General features: G+C 66.7%; 15 protein-coding genes. 6 read left to right on the plus strand and 9 right to left on the minus strand.

The features are described from left to right. Entirely contained in the window at positions 1–849 is an 849-nt protein-coding gene (locus tag EYF70_RS29345) for an outer envelope protein (protein WP_131148532.1), read from the minus strand. 222 nt (positions 850–1,071) lie between these two features. Then, entirely contained in the window at positions 1,072–1,980 is a 909-nt protein-coding gene (locus EYF70_RS29350; RefSeq protein WP_131148533.1) for a GntR family transcriptional regulator, read from the minus strand. Between the two features lie 262 nt (positions 1,981–2,242). Here EYF70_RS29350 and EYF70_RS29355 point away from each other — a divergent pair, with 262 nt between their 5' ends. The 5 genes from EYF70_RS29355 to EYF70_RS29375 all read left to right on the plus strand — a co-directional run bounded on the left by EYF70_RS29355 (position 2,243) and on the right by EYF70_RS29375 (position 7,315). Next, positions 2,243–3,865 carry an ABC transporter ATP-binding protein gene (locus tag EYF70_RS29355; RefSeq protein WP_131148534.1) on the plus strand — a complete coding sequence of 541 codons (1,623 nt, stop codon included), beginning with the start codon at positions 2,243–2,245 and terminating at the stop codon, positions 3,863–3,865. Next, positions 3,852–4,955, plus strand: a complete 1,104-nt coding sequence (locus tag EYF70_RS29360; RefSeq protein ID WP_131148535.1) for an ABC transporter permease — start codon at positions 3,852–3,854, stop codon at positions 4,953–4,955. Before EYF70_RS29355 ends, EYF70_RS29360 begins: the two co-directional genes overlap by 14 nt. Beyond that, positions 4,952–5,875, plus strand: a complete 924-nt coding sequence (locus EYF70_RS29365) for an ABC transporter permease (RefSeq protein ID WP_131148536.1) — start codon at positions 4,952–4,954, stop codon at positions 5,873–5,875. Before EYF70_RS29360 ends, EYF70_RS29365 begins: the two co-directional genes overlap by 4 nt. 120 nt (positions 5,876–5,995) lie before the next feature. Beyond that, entirely contained in the window at positions 5,996–6,418 is a 423-nt protein-coding gene (locus EYF70_RS29370) for a PaaI family thioesterase (protein ID WP_131148537.1), read from the plus strand. A 297-nt stretch (positions 6,419–6,715) separates the two neighbouring features. Next, positions 6,716–7,315, plus strand: coding sequence for a LysE family translocator (locus tag EYF70_RS29375; RefSeq protein ID WP_229420614.1), 600 nt, complete (start codon positions 6,716–6,718; stop codon positions 7,313–7,315). 87 nt (positions 7,316–7,402) lie between these two features. Here EYF70_RS29375 and EYF70_RS29380 read toward each other — a convergent pair whose 3' ends face one another. Both EYF70_RS29380 and EYF70_RS29385 read right to left on the minus strand, forming a co-directional pair. Further along, a complete protein-coding gene (locus EYF70_RS29380; RefSeq protein WP_131148538.1) occupies positions 7,403–7,837 on the minus strand; it encodes an STY0301 family protein in 435 nt (144 codons plus the stop codon). 209 nt (positions 7,838–8,046) lie between these two features. After that, positions 8,047–8,946 carry a LysR substrate-binding domain-containing protein gene (locus EYF70_RS29385; RefSeq protein ID WP_131148539.1) on the minus strand — a complete coding sequence of 300 codons (900 nt, stop codon included), beginning with the start codon at positions 8,944–8,946 and terminating at the stop codon, positions 8,047–8,049. A 122-nt stretch (positions 8,947–9,068) separates the two neighbouring features. Between EYF70_RS29385 and EYF70_RS29390 the strand changes: the two genes are divergently transcribed. After that, positions 9,069–9,458, plus strand: coding sequence for a RidA family protein (locus EYF70_RS29390; RefSeq protein WP_131148540.1), 390 nt, complete (start codon positions 9,069–9,071; stop codon positions 9,456–9,458). A gap of 7 nt (positions 9,459–9,465) precedes the next feature. Here EYF70_RS29390 and EYF70_RS29395 read toward each other — a convergent pair whose 3' ends face one another. The 5 genes from EYF70_RS29395 to EYF70_RS29415 all read right to left on the minus strand — a co-directional run bounded on the left by EYF70_RS29395 (position 9,466) and on the right by EYF70_RS29415 (position 16,751). Further along, positions 9,466–11,571: a TonB-dependent receptor gene (locus EYF70_RS29395; RefSeq protein WP_165497814.1), complete on the minus strand. Its 2,106-nt coding sequence runs from the start codon at positions 11,569–11,571 to the stop codon at positions 9,466–9,468. 273 nt (positions 11,572–11,844) lie between these two features. Next, a complete protein-coding gene (locus EYF70_RS29400) occupies positions 11,845–12,357 on the minus strand; it encodes a TlpA disulfide reductase family protein (RefSeq protein WP_131148542.1) in 513 nt (170 codons plus the stop codon). 25 nt (positions 12,358–12,382) lie between these two features. Then, positions 12,383–13,033, minus strand: coding sequence for a BON domain-containing protein (locus tag EYF70_RS29405; RefSeq protein ID WP_131148543.1), 651 nt, complete (start codon positions 13,031–13,033; stop codon positions 12,383–12,385). Continuing rightward, on the minus strand, positions 13,026–13,622 hold the full coding sequence (locus tag EYF70_RS29410) for a phosphoheptose isomerase (protein WP_131148544.1): 597 nt from the start codon (positions 13,620–13,622) through the stop codon (positions 13,026–13,028). The genes EYF70_RS29405 and EYF70_RS29410 overlap by 8 nt, the downstream gene beginning before the upstream one ends. Positions 13,623–13,775: 153 nt before the next feature. After that, positions 13,776–16,751 (minus strand): sensor histidine kinase, encoded by a 2,976-nt coding sequence (locus tag EYF70_RS29415; protein WP_131148545.1) that lies wholly within the window; start codon positions 16,749–16,751, stop codon positions 13,776–13,778. Positions 16,752–16,764: the final 13 nt, after the last annotated feature.

Consider the following 16,764-nt stretch of genomic DNA (forward strand, 5'->3'; position numbering starts at 1 on the left):
TCAGAAATGGTATTCGGCACGCACCATCGGCGTGCGTGCCGTGGCGCCGCGAACGGTATCGGACGGGTTGCCGAACTTGTTCTTCCAGTACTGGTAGGCCACGCCGAGCTTGAAGGTCTTCGGGTTGGCGCCCAGCAGCGGGCTCACGTCGTACATCAGCTTCATGTCGACATTGATTTCCACCGCCGTCGGGCCGCCGAACTCGTTCTTGCCCTTGGTGCCGATGTAGTTCGCGTAGCCTTCGAATTCCAGCGGCACGTTCGGGATCGGGATGCTCCAGGAACTGAACAGCGCCGCGTGGGTGTCGTAGCGGTAGCGGTTGGTGGAGGTTTGCGTGAAGCCGTTGTACGGAGCGTTGGATTCATGCAACGCCACCAGGCTCACGTTCAGGAAACCCGGCACGTCGAACATCACCGTGGGGCCGAGCACCAGCATGCGCTTCTTCGAGTTGTAGCCCGCATCGGTCTTGCTGTTGATGTCGAAACCGGCCGTGATGCCCACGCCGCGCACCGGGCCGAAGGCGAGGTTCTTGCCGGTGACCTTGCCCAGGTCCAGGGTGTGGCGGTACAGCGCGTAGGCTTCGTGGGCGCCGGACCGGGCGCCGACGGCCGACGGGTCGTTTTCGTCCGACATCAGGTAATCGATGCTGAAGAAATTGCTGCCGTACTTATAGCCGCTGGCATGGCTGAAGTTCACCACGTGCTTGACGATGTCGGCGCCGTTGTAGGGCTCCGAGAACTTCGAGCCGTAGCGGTAGCTCAGCGCCGTATCGCTCCAGTCGGCGGCGTGGGCGGCGCTGGCGCAGGTGGCGGCGAGGGCGAAGGTAGCAGCAAAACGAATGGTCTTCATGCGGGGTCCTTGTAAGTGTTGTGTAACGGATTGCATCCAATGTGCCGATCGATTGCATGCAACACGACAGTACCTTTAGCAAGTACCGGGCCACCCCGCTGTCTCCTCTACGAAATGTCCGCCGCTGTGTAACGCCGCACCAGGACGGGTCGTTCCAACGCTGCCGATGTGCATTGCCGGTGCATTATGCACACAATTTTGGGGCGTTTTGTATACAATTTTCTAGAGCCCGCCCAGTGCTTCGGCCAGGCTCAACTTGCGTTCCGGTGTGCCTAAATGCAGCCGTGCCTCGATTTCCGCCAGGTGGTGCTCGATCAGCGCGGTGGCGCCCTTCACGTCGCCCCGTTCGATGAGCGCCAGCAGATCGTGGTGTTCGTGGTTGCCGCACATCGGCGCGCCCGGGTTTTCATAGACGGCGATGATCAGCGACGAGCGCGACACCAGTTCCACCATGAAGCGCTGCAATACGGCGTTGCCCGCCAGTTCGGCCATGAGCAGGTGGAATTCGCCGCCCAGGCGGATCCAGGCGGTGCGGTCGCCGCTGCGGCGTGCCTGTTCTTCGGCGTCGAGCGCGGCGCGGATGCGGCCGATCGAGGCGGGCGTGATGTTGCGGATCACCAGCGGCACGATCTCGCGCTCGATGGCGCGGCGTGCCGTGAACACGTCGCGCGCTTCCTGCGGCGAGGGCGATGCCACCACCGCGCCGCGGTTGGGGCGCAACACCACGATATGGTCATGCGCCAGCCGCTGCAGCGCCTTGCGCACCGTGGTGCGGCTCACGCCATACAGTTCGCAGAATTCGGCCTCGCCCAGCCGCGTGCCCGGCGGCAGCTTGTGGCCCATCACGGCATTCACGACGGCGCTGTAGATGCGCAGGTCGACCGCGGCGGCGCCGCGCTTCCTGGCTGGTGCCGTGCCGGCGGCGTTTTCCACCGCATTGCCTGCCTCCTTGCCGGTCACCTTGTTTGCTGCCTTGCTGGTGACCTTGTTTACTACCTTATTTACTACCTTACTTGCTACCTTGCTTGCTACCTTGCTTACGGCATTGCTTGTTGCGTTACTGTCCGCCGCCGGATCGGCGGCGTGCGCGGGGCGGCCGGGTGGGCGCTCCGCTGGGGTGTGCTTGGTCATTGGCAGTCTCCGCATCGGTTCGGGATCGGGCGGGGTCGATCCGCACGCGATCGTAATGGGAAAGCACGAAGCGTGCACGCGATGGCCGGGGCCGCGCCATATCGGATGCACGATAGTGGGGCAATAGTGCACATTTTTTGGTGCAGTTTGTATACAAAATGGACGATGGCGTATCCTGGATGGGCGCGCCCGGCCGGATGCCGGGCGGAGCCGTTGGCATGCAACTTGCACGGACTGTGCCATTACCCCGATGGAGCCGCAGATGAACGAACCACAGCCAGCGCCGCCCGGCCCGCACCGAACCGAGCCGCGGCTGCGGTTGCTCGGCATCTCGAAAATCTACCCGTCCGTGGTCGCCAACGACAGCGTGGACCTGGCCGTCATGTCGGGCGAAATCCATTCGGTGCTGGGCGAGAACGGCGCCGGAAAGAGCACGCTGATGAAGATGATCTATGGCGTGACGCGGCCCGACGCCGGAGAGATCCTGTGGGAAGGCAGGCAGGTCACGATCCCGTCGCCGGCCGCCGCGCGCCGCCTCGGCATCGGCATGGTGTTCCAGCACTTCGCCCTGTTCGAAACGCTGACCGTGGCGGAGAACATCGCGCTGGCGCTCGATGAAAGGATCACGCCAGCGAAGCTGGCACCGCGCATCCGCGAAGTATCGGCCCGCTACGGCCTGCCGCTCGACCCGGAACGGCGCGTGCACAGCATGTCCGTCGGCGAGCGGCAGCGCGTGGAAATCGTGCGCTGCCTGCTGCAGTCGCCGCGCCTGCTGATCATGGATGAACCGACCTCGGTGCTGACGCCCGATGCGGTGCAGAAGCTGTTCGTCTCCCTGCGCCAGCTCGCGGCCGAAGGCGTCAGCATCCTCTATATCAGCCACAAGCTCGACGAGATCCAGGCGCTGTGCGACCGCGCCACCGTGCTGCGCGCCGGCCGCGTATCCGGTACCGCCACGCCGCGCACGCAGACGGCGCACGAACTGGCCGAACTGATGATCGGTGGCGACCTGCCCACCTGCACGCTGGCGCCGCGCGAACCGGGCGAGGTGCGGCTGGCGCTGAACAAGCTGTCGCTGCCCAGCCCCGATCCATTCGGTACCGACCTGCGGGACATCACGCTGGACCTGCATGCCGGCGAAATCGTCGGCCTGGCCGGCGTCTCCGGCAACGGGCAGCAGGAATTGATGAAGGCGATTTCCGGCGAGGTACCGCTGCGCGGTGCGGCTGGCATCCGGCTGTGCGGCATCGAAGCGGGGCGGCTGAACGCCGCGGCGCGCCGCCGGCTCGGCCTCGGCTTCGTGCCGGAAGAACGGCTCGGCCGCGGCGCGGTTCCCGGCATGTCGCTGGCGGACAATGCGCTGCTGACGGGCTACCTGGCCGAGGGCGCCGGCATGCTGCGCAGTGGCCTGGCGGGTGGCTTCACGGGGGGCTTGATCCGGCGTGGCGCGGTGCGCGACTTCGCCGACAGCGTGATCAGCCGCTTCAAGGTGAAATGCGCCGGCGCCGGCGCGGCGGCGTCCAGCCTCTCCGGCGGCAACCTGCAGAAATTCATCGTCGGCCGCGAGATCGCGCTGGCACCAAGGGTGATGGTGCTCGCGCAGCCCACGTGGGGTGTCGACATCGGCGCGGCGATGCTGATCCGCCAGGCCATCATCGACCTGCGCGACCAGGGCGTCGCCGTGCTGGTGATCTCGGAAGAACTCGACGAACTGTTCATGATGTGCGACCGCATCGCCGTACTGGCCAAGGGCCGCCTGTCGCGCGCCGTGCCGGTGAAGGAAGCCACCGTCAACCAGATCGGGGTGTGGATGAGTGGCGACTTTTCCACAGGGGCCGGACCCGCCACCGCCAGGGAAGAAGGGAGCCGCCATGTCCCGGCTTGAAGCCCGCCCCGCGCCCTCGCGCGCGATGATGCTCGCCTCGCCGCTGATCGCCGCGCTGGCCATGCTCGTCACCGGTTCGATCCTGTTCCTGCTGCTGGGCCAGGAACCGCTGCACGCGTTCTACGTGTACTTCATCAAGCCGGCCACCACGCTGTATGGCGTGGGCGAACTGCTGTTGAAGGCCACGCCGCTGATCCTGTGCGGCGTGGGCCTGGCGATCGGTTTCCGGGCCGATGTGCACAATATCGGCGCGGACGGCCAGCTGACGGTGGGCGCCATCATCGCCGGCTGCGTGGCGCTGTACTTCGATGGCGTGGAAGCGCCCTGGGTGCTGCCGCTGATGCTCGTCGCCGGGGCGCTGGGCGGCATGGCGTGGGCGGCCATCCCGGCGCTGCTGCGCACGCGCTTCAACACGAGCGAGATCCTCGTCAGCCTGATGCTGGTGTACGTGGCCTACCTGCTGCTGAGCTACCTGGTGCATGGCCCGCTGCGCGATCCGGATGGCTTCAATTTCCCTCAATCGAAGATGTTCGGCGACTCCGCCACGCTGCCGCTGCTGGTCGAGGGTTTGCGCGTCAACGCGGCCTTCCTCCTGTCGCTGGCCGGCGTGGCGGGCGCGTGGTTCTTCTGCCGCCACACCTTCGCCGGCTACCGCATGCAGGTCAGCGGCATGGCGCCGGCCGCCGCGCTGTATGCGGGCTTCTCGGCGCCGAAGAACGTGTGGCTGGCGTTCCTCGTCAGCGGTGCGATGGCGGGGCTGGCGGGCGTGGGGGAGGTGGCCGGCCCGATCGGGCAGCTGCAGCCTTCCGTGTCGCCCGGCTATGGCTTCGCGGCGATCATCGTCGCCTATGTCGGCCGCCTGCATCCGGTGGGCGTGCTGCTGGCGGCGCTGCTGATGTCGCTGCTGTACATCGGCGGCGAGGCGGCGCAGATCGAGCTGCAGCTGCCATCCGCCATCACCGGCCTGTTCCAGGGGCTGCTGCTGTTCTACCTGCTGGCGGCGGACCTGTTCATCCACTACCGCTTCAAGCCGCGCGTGCGCGTGGCACCCGCCGGGAAAACGGCGGCAACCCCGGAGATCGCCGCATGAATCCCGACTACGTGATCGCATTCTTGGCCAGCACCGCCGGTGCCGCCACGCCGCTGGTGCTGGCATCGTCCGGCGAACTGGTGGCGGAACGCTCCGGGGTGCTGAACCTGGGGCTCGAGGGCATCATGCTGGTGGGCGCCGTTACCGGCTTCATGGCCACCGTGTCCACCGGTTCGCTCACTCTTGGCTTGCTGGCCGCGCTGCTGGCCGGCATGGCGATGTCGCTGATCTTCGGCTTCCTCGTGCTCACCCTGCAGACCAACCAGGTGGCGACCGGCCTGGCCCTGACGCTGTTCGGCATCGGCCTGTCCGCCTTCCTCGGCCGCGACCTGGTCGGCCAGACGGTGGCACCGATCGCAGCGCTGTCGTTCCCGGTGCTCTCCGACATACCCTTCATCGGGCCGCTGCTGTTCCGCTTCGATCCCGTGGTCTACCTGTCGCTGCTGCTGGTCGTCGCTGCGGGCTGGATGCTGGCGCGCACGCGCATCGGCCTGCAGATCCGCGCCGTGGGCGAAGCGCCGCACAGTGCGCATGCGATCGGGATGCCGGTGATCGGGCTGCGCTATGCCGCCGTGCTGTTCGGCGGCGCCATGGCGGGCGTGGGCGGCGCCTACATGTCGCTGGCGCTCACGCCGATGTGGGTGGAAGGCATGACGGCCGGCCGCGGCTGGATCGCGCTGGCGCAGGTGGTGTTCGCCACCTGGAAGCCGCGCAACGTGGTGCTGGGCGCCTATCTCTTCGGTGGCGTGACGGTGCTGCAGTTCCACGGCCAGGGCATGGGGCTGGCCGTGCCGTCGCAATTCCTGTCGATGCTGCCGTATCTCGCGACCATCGCGATCCTGGTGATCATCTGCCGCGATCCGAAGACGATCCTGCTGAACAAGCCGATGTCGCTGGGGCAGAACTTCAAGGCCGATTGAATCCCGGCCAAATGAAGCCGGGCCGATCGCCGCCTGTTGTTTAGAAGGCTCGCTCGGCCGGTGCCGCCGTCCGCTGCGCCGTGCCCTCGTCTATGATGCGGTATTCAACGAGGGGCCACCATGGACGACATCCAGCAAAAACTCGAACGCTTCAACAGCCGCGCCGGCGGCACGCTGCCGGACCACATGAACATCCGCTTCACGGCCGCAGCGGCGGGCGAACTCTCGGCCGAGATCGAGATCCAGAAGCACCACCTCGCCCCCAACGGCTTCCTGCACGCCGGCACGGTGGTCACGCTGGCCGATACGGCGTGCGGCTACGGCTGCTTCGTCAACCTGCCCGAAGGGGCCGAGAACTTCACCACCATCGAGCTGAAGTCGAACCACCTGGGCACCGCGCGCGACGGCACCATCGCCGTCACGGCCCGCGCTGTCCACATGGGCAAGACCACGCAGGTGTGGGATGCCACCGTCAGCAACAAGGCGACCGGCAAGACGATCGCGCTGTTCCGCTGCACGCAGATGATCCTTTATCCGAAATGACACCATGCTGTACGCGGGGATAGCGATCATCATTACAGGGATCGTGTCGGCGCTGTCGCCGATCCTGCGCGAGTGGTACGCGCACCGCAAGCGGAAGGAGCGCGAGGGCAGGGACCGGCACTAGGCACTAGCGCTTCCCCGGCGCTGCCGTCGGCCAGCGGAGCCATCGGCCAGCACCGCCATCGGCAACTGTACTGGTACAAGCGCCGCAACGAAGGCCGTGCATACTGGCGCCGGTGTATCGGTACTGTACCGAGCACTTGGTTTAGCATGGACACGTTACCCGTGGAGCGAGTCATGCACTTCCTGATCCCCTACCTGCCGCTGATGATGTTCGCCTTCGTGTCGTCGATCACGCCCGGGCCGAACAACATCATGCTGACCTCGTCCGGCATCTGGTTCGGCTTTCGCCGCTCGATTCCGCACATGCTGGGCATTACCATCGGCTTCGGTGCGCTGCTGGCCGTCTGCGCGACCGGCATCGGCGCGCTGGTGATGGCGGTGCCGGCGGCACAGTTCGCGCTGCGGGTCGCCGGTTCCGGCTACCTGCTGTACCTGGCCTGGCAGCTGCGCGACATGCGTTTCGATGGCCAGGCCGAGCAGGCGCGCAAGCCCATGGGTTTCATGGCCGCCGCCGCTTTCCAGTTCTGCAATCCCAAGGCCTGGGTCATGGCGATCACGGGCAGCTCGGCCTTCCTGCCGCAAGGCATGCCGGCATCCGTCGCGATCGCGCTGTTCTGCCTGATCTTCTGCGCCGTCAACCTGCCGTGCATCTCCGTGTGGACCGGCGCCGGCGCACTGCTGCGGCGCTACCTGTCGCAGCCGTTGTGGCGCAAGGTGTTCTGCGCAACCATGGTGGCGTTGACGGTGTATTCGGCGCTGGCGATGTGGCTGTAGGTGGAGTGGCTTTAACGTGAACGAAGGCAGGCGTTGGTGCCTGTTCTCGCCATGTATTGCCGATGCCCGTAACGCAAGGGTTTCAGCTCAGCTGCAGCGGATCTCGATGCGCCTCGGATTGCCGGCCACCAGCTTGTGATGCCTGATGATGCATTGCCTGATCTTGTCGTCGAGCCGGCGCGACATGATGAACTCACCCGATCTGCCGTATCTGCAAACAAGCCAGCGTTCTTCGTCCTGGCCGGCTCCGCCGAAGCGATATGACGTGCCATTACCTTTGGCATCCAGCGGTTCGCCCCGCAGTTGCATCTCGCTCGCGGGCGGGCCGACGGACATGCCCGCACCGAATAGTGGCAGGGAATGTGGCACATACGGCTGCCACTCGCCGCGCGAGGCCAGCGTGACGTGGCCGGGAGTTATCTCATCGGGGCATTCGAGCTGCCCGGCTTGCGCAGCCTGGGCACCACCTGCCGCCAGCAGGGACAATGCAATGCGGGTCAAAACGACGCGTGCAGGGCTCATTTGATCACCGAAAAGGCAAATGCGTTATCGGAAGGGCGATGTTACGTACTGTCATTGTAGATCTTCAGTCGCCAAATAAAACGGCGAGAGATGAAGGGTTTATTTCCATCGGATTCCATTGGTCCATCACCGAGATTCCGGTACTGGTTGTTGTGGCTCTGGCGCAGGCCTGGCGAACGGCAGAGTGTCGGGCCTGGGGCGCTTTCGCCTTACCCTGGCAGCCTGGCTGCCACGGCTGCCTGGCTCCTCAGCCAAGCCAGCGCGGCCTCCACATGGGGCGCCGGCGCATGCCCGGCACTGCGCACCAGGTGATAGGTGTGGCCCGGAATCGCCGGCCCGAACGGCTGGACCAGCCGGCCATCGGCGAGTTCCGCGGCGAGGAGGTCGAGGCTCAGCAGCGCGACGCCCTGGCCGGCCAGCACGGCGCCGATGGCATGCGCTTCGTCCGAGAAGCGCAGCTGCGGGCGTATCTGCCCGGCAGCCAGCCCGGCGGCGGCGAACCAGCGCTCCCACGTGGGATTCGACGGGTGCTGGTGCTCCCACCTGAAGTCGACCAGCGGCAGGCGATGCAGGTCCGCGATCGACGCGGCGCCGAGATCCGGGCTGGCGAGCGGGGCGAAGCGGTCGCTGAACAGCGGCTCGGCCACCATGCCGGGATACTCGCCGCGGCCATAGCGGATCGCCAGGTCGGCGCCAGCGCCATCCAGCGCGACGGCCCGGTCGGAAGCGTGCAGTTCCAGGTCGATGCCGGGGTGCAGAGCGCGAAAACGGGCGACCCGAGGGGCCAGCCAGTACGCCATGAAGGCACTGGTGGTCGAGATCATCACGCGCTGTGATACCTGCGGCCGGGCGAGGCGCTGCAGTGCCAGCTCGAAGGTATTGAAGCCGTCGCGCAGCACCGGATACAGGGCCTTGCCGGCCTCGGTCAGCACGACCTTGCGCACCTGGCGATCGAACAGCGCGACGCCGGTGTGCTCTTCCAGCGTGCGGATCTGGTGGCTGATGGCGGTGGGTGTCACGGCGAGTTCGCTGGCCGCTTCCTTGAAGCTGCCATGCCGCGCCGCCGCTTCGAAGGCGCGCAATGCCGAAAGGGGAGGGAGTCGCCGCATGCGCTATGAATGAGCCGGGTTCACCTGATGCCTGAGGATTTCGAGTTTGTCGCCGCCACGGGATGCACTTACCTTGCTGGTATCGGCAGATGCCGCATCCCTGATAGCGAGAGGACTTTACCATGCTGGAACGCGTGATCACCCAACCGGACAACTACGAACCATTCCTGCTCTCGCAGGGCATCAGGTTCGGCGACCTGCTGTTTGTTTCCGGCCAGGCCGGCGCCGGCGACGATGGCCGGATCGTCGCGGGCGGCTTCCGCGCCCAGGGCGAGCAGGCATTCGCCAACCTGCGGCGCGTGCTGGAAGCGGGAGGCTCCAGCCTTGGCGATGTCGTGAAGGTCACCATCTTCGTGACCGACATGGGGCATTTCCAGGACGTGGTCGAACTGCGCCGCAAGTTCTTCAGCGCGCCGTATCCGGCCGACACCATCGCTGAAATCAGGGCGCTTTACGACCCGGCGGCGATGATCGAAATCGAGGCCATCGCCGCGGTTCGGCCGGGCGGCTGATCGCGCATCACTCGATCTTTTGAACGAAGCCCAGATACACACGCCGGGCGACGAAATGATCGAAGCCCGCCTGACGGAACGTGGCTGTCCCGGTCCGGTAAGTGCGCTTGCTGCCATCGAACAGATCGCTGGCGTTGACGGTCAGGTCCAGCGACCCGGTCAAGGCGCGCTTCCACGTCAGGTTGACGTTGCTGGTCGATCCATTCCGGCCCAGCGGCGTGATGGCGGGTGCCTGCACGTGCGCATCGAGCGACACGTGGTCCTGCCCGGCGCTGTAGGCCGCCCTGAAGTTCAGGTAGCCCGACGCGCCGTGCTGGCGCACCAGCGCTGCTGCATCGGGCGTCGACAGCGCGATGCGGTACACGCTGCCGTCCACGCCCAGGCGCAGCGCCGCGGCGGGTGTCCAGTCGAGCGAGCCGGTGATGCCCGTCGAGCGGGCCAGTCCGCCATTCTGTTTCGACGTCACCAGCACATCGCCCGCGTTACTGCGCGCATCGACCACCGTGGCGCGGCTGGTGCGGTGGAAGGCGCCGAGGCTGCCGCTCAGTTGCGCGGCTGTCGCGGTGGTGCCGATCTCCCATGAGGCCAGGCGCTGCGGTCCCAAGTCGGGATTGCCGCGGCTGAGGTTTTGCGCATCGACGTAGGTCGTGAATGGATTGAGGTCGCGCGGATCCGGGCGCTGCAGGCTGCGGCGATAGCTGAGGGTCAAGGCAGCATTGCCGGCGAGCGCATACTCGAGGTGGAGGCTGGGATTGAATGCCTGCCAATGCCCGGTTCGCAGGGTGGTTTGCGCCGACCCTACCTGAAGTTCCATGCGCTCGAACCGGCCGCCCAGCAGGGCTTCCCATTGGCCGTACCTGAGCCGGTTCGTCAGGTAGGCGGCGGCCAGCGTCGTCTTCACCTTGTAGCCGTTGGTCGTATCGGGATCGGGCGTTTCCATGCCCGTCGAGGCATCGATGGACGCCTGGTAGTTATGGAGGTCGTTCACTTCGTCCTGGAGATCGGCGCCCATGCCCCACTGTCCATGCACGGCGCCGCTGCCCGCCAGCCGGCTCCAGTCCAGCGTGGCCTGGTCGAGGCGGCGTGCCGACCTGGTGGCGCCATGGCTGTACGCGGTGGGGTACGCCGGTGCGACGAAGACGTCCCGGTAGGACTTGTCGAGCAGGCCGGTCGTGCGGCTGCGCTGCACGGTGGCCTTGAGCGCCTTGCCGCCGCCCTGGCGGGTCCAGGCCAGGCTGGCACTGTCGTCGGACTGCTCGTTGGGGCCTTCGGAGATGCGGTGATACACCGTCTCGCCAGTGCCGCTGCCCGCCACGTTCAGCGTGTCGAGCAGTGGACGCGAGCGGCGCGAGTTGTGCCGCGCGGAGAAGCTCACGCTATCGGTGTCGCTCAGGGTGTAGTCGATGCCCAGTGCCGCGCTCCGGACGATGCGGCGCACGAACACGCCCGAGGTCTGCAAGCTGTATCTCGTTCCGTCTCCACCTTCGTCTCCAGCGCCGTCGCCGGCTGCGTGGCCGGACGGATCATGCCAGTCGACCGCCGAGCGGCGCCATTTCTGCGTGCCGTCGCGGCGGTACGCCAGGCTGCCATGCACGCTGACGTCTTTCCTGGCCATGTCGCCCGACCAGCCGGCATTCCACAGGCCCCGGTCCGCGGCGCTGGCCCGCACCTGCGCGCGGGCACCGGGCCGGCGATTGCGCTTCAGGACGATGTTGACGATCGCGCCGCCATTGGCCTGGTAGGCGGCGGAAGGGTTGGTGATCACCTCGACGCTGGCGATGTCCGCCCCGCTCATGGTCTGCAGGGCCACCGCCCGTTCTTCGCCCGACATCGTGGCCGTCGGCTTGCCGTCCACCAGCACCGTGACCTGGTCATTGCCCTTGACGGCGATGCGCCCGTCGGCCGTTACCGATACTTCGGGCGTCGATTGCAGCACGTCCTGCGCGGTGCCGTTGGCCGCCCGCGGCATGGCCGCAACGTCATGGACCGTCTTGTCCAGTTTCCGGACGACCGGCTCCTTCCGGGCCGTCACCGTCACGGTCGCGATGGGGGGATCTTCGGCGTGCGCTTGTTTCGGCAGGGAGAAGAGGGTGGGCAGTCCGAACAGGATCACCGAAAACGTCGTTCCAGGTCGCATGGCACGGGTGCGGCGCGGAGCCGCCATGTCGAAAGAGCCCGAGTATAGGCAGGCCGGCACCGGCACGATGGCGTGTTGGGACAGAGGCCCCGATCAGTGGGACGAGGAGGCAAGCAGATGCCGCGCGCGCGGCATCTGCTTGCAGCATAGCGCTTGCGGACGCCTGGATCGTGGCCTGGGTAGCGGGCCGCATCGGCAGGAAAGGGCCAGCCAGTGCCGCTTCGATCGGCGGCGCGATCGAACCGGGCCTTACCCCTTCAACGCCTTGGCCAGCAATGCGTGCAACGCCGCGAACTCGGGCTTGCCCACGTAGCGCTTGATGATCTTGCCATCCTTGTCGATGACGAAGGTGGTCGGCGTGAGCGACACGTCGCCATAAGCCTTGGCCGCTTCGCCGGTGATGTCGAGCGCGACCTTGAACGGCAGCTGCCGCGTTTCCGTGAAGTTGACCACGTAGTTCGGCGGGTCGTACTTCATCGCCACGGCGATGAATTCAAGGCCCTGGCCCTTGAACTTGTTGTACGTGTCGACCATTTCCGGCATCTCGGCCACGCAGCTGGCGCACGAGGTGGCCCAGAAATTCACCATCACCACCTTGCCGCGCAGGTCGGCCGGCGTGATGCGTTCACCCTTGATGCCGGTGAACGTGACCTGCGGCGCGGCCGGCGCGCTGTTCAGCGAGGTATAGGCGGCGAAGCCCAGGCCGGCGATCACGGCGGCCGCGAGCGCCGGCTTGACCCAGGCTTTGGAAGAGCTGCTCATGATCGATGGCCGTCAGTCCATGCAGTTAGTTCGACGCTTGCGCCGGGGCCGGCGTGCTCTGGTACTGCTTGTACTCGTCTTCCGAGATGTATTCGAATACGCGCACCACTTTCGTCACGCCGCTGACGCCGCGCGCGATCTCGGTGGCGCGGTTGGCTTCGAACTGCGTCACTCGGCCCATCAGGTACACTTCGCCGCGCTCGGTGACCACCTTGAACGAATTGGCGGAAATATCCTTCGCGTCGACCAGGCTGGCTTTCACCTTGGTGGTCAGCAGCGTGTCGTTCGAGCGCGACGTGTAGCTCGCCGGGCCGGCGATCGCCAGCTCATTGGTGACCGACTGCACACCCTCGATGGCCTTCACTTCGCGCTCGACGGCATCCTTCTTCGCCTGGTCGGGCACTTCACCGGTGATCAGCACCTTGCGGTTGAACGAATTGACGTTCACGTGGCCGGTATCGTCGAGGATGTTGCGGAGCCGGTTGCTGGCCTTGACGGCGATGGTCTTGTCCTCGGTCTGCGCGCCGAACGTGCGGCGGTCCGATGCCGCCATCGTGCCGGCGACGGCACCGCCGACGACCAGGCCGACGCAACCGGACAGGCTGCTCATCAACGCGCCGCCCAGCAGGGCAATCGCGACCGGGCGCTGCACACGTGCCAGCAGTGCATTACTCATTCACATCTCCTCCGAACAGGGCGACATCGATGCCGTCGCAAATGCAATGGATACACGTCAGGTGTACTTCCTGGATGCGCGCGGTGCGCTCGGCGGGAACGCAGATATGCACGTCGGCATCGGTCAGCATCTTGCCGATCGCGCCGCCACCCTTGCCGGTCAGCGCCACCACGCGCATCTCGCGTTCCAGCGCCGCCTCGATCGCGGCCATCACATTGGCCGAGTTGCCGGAGGTGGAAATGGCCAGCAGGATATCGCCGGCCTGGCCGAATGCCTGGACCTGCTTGCTGAAGATTTCACGGTAGCTGTAATCGTTCGCCACCGCCGTCAGCAGCGACGTATCGGTGGTCAGTGCCAGCGCGGGCAGCGGGAAGCGCTCGCGCTCGAAACGGCCCACCAGCTCCGCAGCGAAGTGCTGGGAGTCGGCTGCCGAGCCGCCGTTGCCGCAGGCAAGAATCTTGTTGCCATTGGAAAGGGCTGAGAACATCAGTTCGATCGCCTGCGCCAGCGGTTGGGCAAGCACGGTGGCGGACTGGATCTTGGTTTCGGCACTTTCGTGAAAGTGCGAGAGGATGCGTTGGTTCGTCATAGTCTTGAAATTATATAGTGCTGCGCACCGTCACGACCGGCAACGCCTGTTAATAATGCTTACAAAAGCAGCTTAATAAAAGATTAACAGCCGGATTAACAGCGAGATGAACCGCGAGATTGCCGCTTGTTTGCCGGTCCGGCGCCGCCCACTTCAGTAAGCCTTCCTGGCCGGCAGCGTGACCGTGATTTCCGTGCCGGCGCCGGGCTTGCTGGCGATTTCCAGGGTGGCGCCGACACAGCTGGCCCGCTCGCGCATGCCCACCAGGCCCCAGTGGCCGGGACGGTGGCCCGCCGCCGCGACGGATTCGGCCAGGCCGCGGCCGTCATCGCGGATGCGCACGGTGAACGCGCGGCTGCCGTATTCCAGGTCGAGTTCGATCCGGCTGGCATCCGCATAGCGCGATGCGTTGAACAGGGCTTCGCGCGCGATGGCGTAGATCTCTTCGTGCACGGCAGGGCGCAATGGCCGCGGCGTGCCGGCGACCCGCATGTCGAAGGCGTGCGGTCCATGGTCGGCCAGGCCCTTGCCGTACTGGCCGAGGGTCAGTTCCAGCACTTCCGGCGCACCCTCGCGCAATTCCATGATCTGGTCCCTGCCTTCCACGAGCAATCGTTCGGCCAGGTCGAGCGTCTGGTCGAGCCGCGTGCGCTCCAGCGTACCCTCCTTCAGGTAGCGGCTGTGCGCATCGAAGGACAGCAGCAGCGACTGCATGCTTTGCAGCAGGGTGTCATGCAAGGTGCGCGCGATGCGCGTGCGCTCCGCCAGGCGTTCGTGCAGGCGGTCGTGCATCCGCCGGGTCAGGTAGCGGATTCGCAAGGCGTAGGCGGCGTACAGCAGCACCAGCGCGAGCATCGCCAGCAGGACCTTGAACCAGGCGCTTTGCACGAAGGTGGGCGAGATGGCGATCTCCAGCGCGGCGCCTTCCATGTTCCACAGCCCGTCCTCGTTGGCGGCGATGACTTCGAAGCGGTAATTGCCGGGAGCCAGGTTGGTGTAGGTGGCCTGGCGCCGCCCGGTGCGCCCATCGGTTTCCTGCCAGGCGCGATCCAGCCCGACCAGCCGGTAGCGCAGGCGCACGCGTTCCGGGATCGACAGCGAAAGGGCGGCGAAATCGACCTGCAGGCTGCTGGTGCCCTGCGGCAGGCCGAGCACGTGCCTGGTAATGGCATGGTGCGTACCGTTGGCCAGCACGCCGGTCACCTCGACCGGCGGCGGCAGGCGGTTGCGCGCGATGCCGGCCGGGTCGATGGTGCCGACCGATCCCGTGGTGGCATACCACAGCAGCCCGTCGCGCGAACGCCGCAGCGAGGGCACGGGCCGGAGTTGCGCGGCGTGGCCCTGCATGCCGTCGCGCGCATCGAAGCGCTCGAAGTCCACGGCCCGCCCGTGGTTCAGCCACCCATCCAGTTCGGCGGCGGCGATGCGGTACAGGCCATCGGCGCCATGCAGCCACAGGTCGCCGTCGGGCAGCCGGACGATGCCCGACACGCCCCGGAAACGTTCGTTGCGCCTGCCCTGCAGTGCCGTGAATCGGCCGTTGCGATACAGGGCGACGCCGTTCTCCCCGCCAGCCCACATGGTGCCGCCGCCGGCCTTGCCGTCGAAGCACAGGTACAGCACCGTGCCCAGCGCCAGGCCTTCGCCGGGCCCCAGCCTGCGCACCGTGCCGCCATCGATCACCGTGACCTGGCTGCGCACGTGCGCCATCCATAACGCGCCCGCGCCATCGCGCGCCATGGACGTGGTGAGCAGTTCGGGAATGCCGGGCAGGCCGCCGGACTTCACCCACCGGTCGCCAGCCAGCTTGTATACGCCCGTGCCGGTGTTGAAGGAAGCCCACAGCGCGCCGTCGCGATCCTGCTGCATGGCATGCACGCGCATGCCTTTCAGGCCATCCGGTGAAGCGATGGTGGCCAGCGTGCCGTCCGGAGCGCGCCGCACGATGCCTTCCATGCCGCCCAGCCACAGCGTGCCGTCCGGTGCCGTATAGCTGGCGGTGATGGCGCCCGGCACTTCGCGGCGGATGCGCCTGTCCGGGCTGTAGCGCCACAGGTCGCGGGCGTAGTCGCCGGCCCACATGCCGCCGTCCGGCCCGGCCACCAGCACCGGATATTCCAGCGGCGTGGACACGGGCACGGTGCGCAGGCGGTTCGGCCGCAGGCGGTCGACACCGCGCGACGTGCCGATCCACAGGTTGCCTTCGCGGTCCTGGAAGATCGCGCCCAGCAGCGCGCCGCTGATGCCGTTCAGGGTCGACAGGAACTGCTCCGGGCGGCCAGGGCCGTGCGGCGCGACCCGGCGTTCCAGGCTGTCGGCATGGGTGATCCACATGGTGCCGCGGCGGTCGAAATACATGCCGACACCGGCGAGTTCGGGCCTGGCCGGCTGGCCCGCAGGCGGCGGCGCGGTGCGCACCCGGTGGTAGCCGTGTTCGAAGTCGTTGCCCCAGAGCGTGCCATCCGGTGCCTCGGCCAGCCAGACCAGCGCCGTGCGCGGCCACGCGTGCGTGAAGCGGGCCTCGCCCGGCTTGCGGAAATAGGCGCCGGAATTGGTACCGATCCAGGTCGTGCCGTCGCGGGCAAACAGGATCTGGAACACGCCTCGGGCCGGCAGGCCTGCTTCGCCCGTCAGGTACTGGAAGCGGTTGCCGCCCGGTGGCAGTACCGCCAGGCCATCGCGCATGGCGGCCCAGATCGCGCCGTCCGGCGCCACTTCCAGGTGCATCACGCCGACCGGCCGGATGCCGTCGCGTTCCATGTACGTATGCGTGCCATCCTTCCTGAACACGGAGATCCCGCCGACACGGTAGCCGACCCACACCGCGCCATCCGGCGCGGTGGCCAGCGCCATGATGTTGCTGGAATAAAGCGCGTGGCCGTAGACGGTATCGGTGCGTTCGAAGTGCACGCCGTCGTAGCGGTACAAGCCGGTCGGCGTGGCGATCCACAGCCAGCCGTCCGGGCCTTGCGCGAACTTCGTCACGCCCATCGGCGCGTCATCGAGCTCGGTCCAGGCGGTGTGGGTGTAATCGGCCAGCAGAGGTGCCGGCTCCGCTGCGGCGGCGGCCACTGGATGGCCCGCCGCGAGGAACATCAGCAGCAGTGTCGTGAGCGCGCGGGCAATCATCGGCCAGGCTTCA

The organism is Pseudoduganella albidiflava, assembly GCF_004322755.1.
GTDB classification, from domain to species: Bacteria; Pseudomonadota; Gammaproteobacteria; order Burkholderiales; family Burkholderiaceae_D; genus Rugamonas; species Rugamonas albidiflava.

What these genes read in the sequence shown, in the direction of transcription:
- EYF70_RS29345 (WP_131148532.1), bottom strand. Translation starts at nt 849, where the DNA reads ATGAAGACCATTCGTTTTGCTGCTACCTTCGCCCTCGCCGCCACCTGC.
- EYF70_RS29350 (WP_131148533.1), bottom strand. Translation starts at nt 1,980, where the DNA reads ATGACCAAGCACACCCCAGCGGAGCGCCCACCCGGCCGCCCCGCGCAC.
- EYF70_RS29355 (WP_131148534.1), top strand. Translation starts at nt 2,243, where the DNA reads ATGAACGAACCACAGCCAGCGCCGCCCGGCCCGCACCGAACCGAGCCG.
- EYF70_RS29360 (WP_131148535.1), top strand. Translation starts at nt 3,852, where the DNA reads ATGTCCCGGCTTGAAGCCCGCCCCGCGCCCTCGCGCGCGATGATGCTC.
- EYF70_RS29365 (WP_131148536.1), top strand. Translation starts at nt 4,952, where the DNA reads ATGAATCCCGACTACGTGATCGCATTCTTGGCCAGCACCGCCGGTGCC.
- EYF70_RS29370 (WP_131148537.1), top strand. Translation starts at nt 5,996, where the DNA reads ATGGACGACATCCAGCAAAAACTCGAACGCTTCAACAGCCGCGCCGGC.
- EYF70_RS29375 (WP_229420614.1), top strand. Translation starts at nt 6,716, where the DNA reads ATGCACTTCCTGATCCCCTACCTGCCGCTGATGATGTTCGCCTTCGTG.
- EYF70_RS29380 (WP_131148538.1), bottom strand. Translation starts at nt 7,837, where the DNA reads ATGAGCCCTGCACGCGTCGTTTTGACCCGCATTGCATTGTCCCTGCTG.
- EYF70_RS29385 (WP_131148539.1), bottom strand. Translation starts at nt 8,946, where the DNA reads ATGCGGCGACTCCCTCCCCTTTCGGCATTGCGCGCCTTCGAAGCGGCG.
- EYF70_RS29390 (WP_131148540.1), top strand. Translation starts at nt 9,069, where the DNA reads ATGCTGGAACGCGTGATCACCCAACCGGACAACTACGAACCATTCCTG.
- EYF70_RS29400 (WP_131148542.1), bottom strand. Translation starts at nt 12,357, where the DNA reads ATGAGCAGCTCTTCCAAAGCCTGGGTCAAGCCGGCGCTCGCGGCCGCC.
- EYF70_RS29405 (WP_131148543.1), bottom strand. Translation starts at nt 13,033, where the DNA reads ATGAGTAATGCACTGCTGGCACGTGTGCAGCGCCCGGTCGCGATTGCC.
- EYF70_RS29410 (WP_131148544.1), bottom strand. Translation starts at nt 13,622, where the DNA reads ATGACGAACCAACGCATCCTCTCGCACTTTCACGAAAGTGCCGAAACC.
- EYF70_RS29415 (WP_131148545.1), bottom strand. Translation starts at nt 16,751, where the DNA reads ATGATTGCCCGCGCGCTCACGACACTGCTGCTGATGTTCCTCGCGGCG.